This is a genomic window from Kitasatospora sp. NPDC007106 (assembly GCF_040634455.1).
Classification (GTDB): Bacteria; Actinomycetota; Actinomycetes; order Streptomycetales; family Streptomycetaceae; genus Kitasatospora; species Kitasatospora arboriphila.
This window is the reverse complement of the sequence record NZ_JBEYFP010001000.1, coordinates 1-2,010: the sequence shown is the minus strand read 5'-3', so window position 1 is coordinate 2,010 and position 2,010 is coordinate 1. Positions and strand designations below refer to the sequence as shown.

The window sequence follows — 2,010 nt, the reverse complement described above, 5'->3', positions numbered from 1 at the left end:
GGCGGTGGACGGTGAGGCCGCCGGGGTCGAGCCAGCCCGCCGGGTCGACGGCGGGCAGGTCGGCGGTCGGGTGCGCGGCGACGCGGCCGCCGGTGGTGAGCAGCAGGTGCCCGGCGGGGGCGCCGGTTCCGTCGGTGCCGAGGGCGACCAGCGCCCCGGCGGTGCGGCGCACGGGCAGGCCGGGGGCCAGGTCCGCGCGGACGGTGACCGCTGCGGCCAGGGTGAACAGCCAGCGTCCGTCGGGCAGCCGGTGGAGTTCGGCGCCGTCCTGCCAGTGGGCGAGGACCCGGGCGGCGGCCTCGGCCGGTCCGGTGACGGGGGTGTCGAGGACGAAGCCGTCGGCCTCGACGGCGCCGCGGAAGTCCCCGGGCGCGGGCGGGCGGGTGGCGGAGGTGCGCCGGTCCGGCCGGTCGGGGGTCGGACGGGCCGTGCGGGGCGCCTCTGCGGTGCTCACTGGCCGCTCCCGATGACGTGGTGGATCCGCCCGGTGTCCGCGTCGCCGACCAGGATCCGGTCGGGTCCCTTGGGCACGGCGATCAGGGGCAGGGAGGGGTGGAGGGCGGGGCGGCCGCTGCCGCCGGACAGCCGGGCGAGGGTGCGCCGACCGCTCGCACGGGCGTGGCGCAGCACGGCGTCCTTGCGGCCGAGGGTGACCAGGGCGGCGCCCTCGGCGCCGTGGACCAGCCCGATCACGTCCGCCTGCTCCCGGAGGGCGACGCGCTGACGGACGCCGTCGCGGTCGACGAGGTCCCAGGCGCGGCGGTCCTTGCTCCATGCGACGGCGCCGGCGCCGTGCAGCAGATGGCGGGCCCGTGCGGCTTCGGGCGGCAGGTCGCCCTCGAACAGGCGGGTGTCACGGGCCCGGTCGTACGGTACGCCCGCAGCCTGCCTGCCGACCGGCCCGTCGTCCTCGGCCTCGCCGTCCGCGCCGATCCGCCACCAGCGGCCCGCGACCGGCAGCCGCAGGAACCGGCCGTCGACCAGCAACGGCAGAACCGGCTCGGCCAGCAGCGCGTCCAGGCCGGCGCGGTCGAGCCCGAGGGCGGCGCTGTCGCGGACCACGTACTCGCCGCGCTCGCAGAACCGGCGCCCGCTCACGTACGGGACGAGCCGGCGGCCCCAGGCGCACAGCACGATCAGCCGCCGCCCGTTGCGGCCGGCGGCCACGGCGGGACCGGGCAGGTCGTGACGGCGGGCGCGGACCGCGGCGGCGTGTTGGTCGGATCCGGGCAGGTGCACGGCGAGCAGGACGTCCGCGTCGCGGCCGCGGGCCAGCAGGGTGCGGGAGTCGGTGGTGAAGACGGGCAGGGCGCCACCCCGGACGCCGGTCGGCAGCACCGCCTGCGCCGGGGCGGCGCGACGGAACCCGGCGCCGCGCAGCGCCCGGACGGCGATGTCGGGGGCGGGCAGCGGCAGCAGCGCGGTGGTGGGGGCGGCCGTACCGGTGGAGATGCGGACCTCGACGCCGGTGGCGCCGTTCGCGTCCCACCGCACCGGCCGGGCGGTCAGCGCCCGGGTGCCGGCCGGGAGGAGGGCGGCGAGGCGTTCCGAGGTGAGCACCCAGGCGCGGTCGCCGTCCTCCAGGAGCTCGCGGGCGTGCCGGACGTCCTCAGGGGTCGGGTCGCTCCGGCGGCGCGCCTCCAGCCAGGCCGGGAGCAGGTCCTCCAGGTCGCCGCCGAGCCAGGTGCCGGAGAGGTCGCCGAGGATGCCGACCCGCAGACCGGTGCCGCGGGCGGCGGCCCTGCGGTGCAGGACGAGCAGGGCGGCGAGCTGGACGAGGCGGGCGGCGCCGGCCTGCTCCGGGCCGGTGTCGGCCAGCACGACCGTCCGGCCGGTCGGCGTGGGGGAGGTGAACTCGGGTGCGAGGTGAAGGAGTTCGCCGTCGACGAGGCGACGGAGGAACTCATCGGGGAACTCGTCGGCGAGCAGCCACTCGGAGGGCAGCAGCCGGTCCGGGTGGCCGGTGCGGGCGAGGCCGCCGTGGCCGTCCGGGGTGCCCTCGGCCCGGGC

Annotated in this window: 2 protein-coding genes; both read right to left on the bottom strand. The window is 79.3% G+C overall.

Translation table 11 applies throughout. The features are described 5' to 3' along the window. The coding region (locus tag ABZ641_RS35015) for a bpX6 domain-containing protein (protein ID WP_359988428.1) at positions 1-454 on the bottom strand (454 nt) is incomplete at its 3' end. Further along, the coding region (locus ABZ641_RS35010) for a hypothetical protein (protein ID WP_359988426.1) at positions 451-2,010 on the bottom strand (1,560 nt) is incomplete at its 5' end. The genes ABZ641_RS35010 and ABZ641_RS35015, both read right to left, overlap by 4 nt.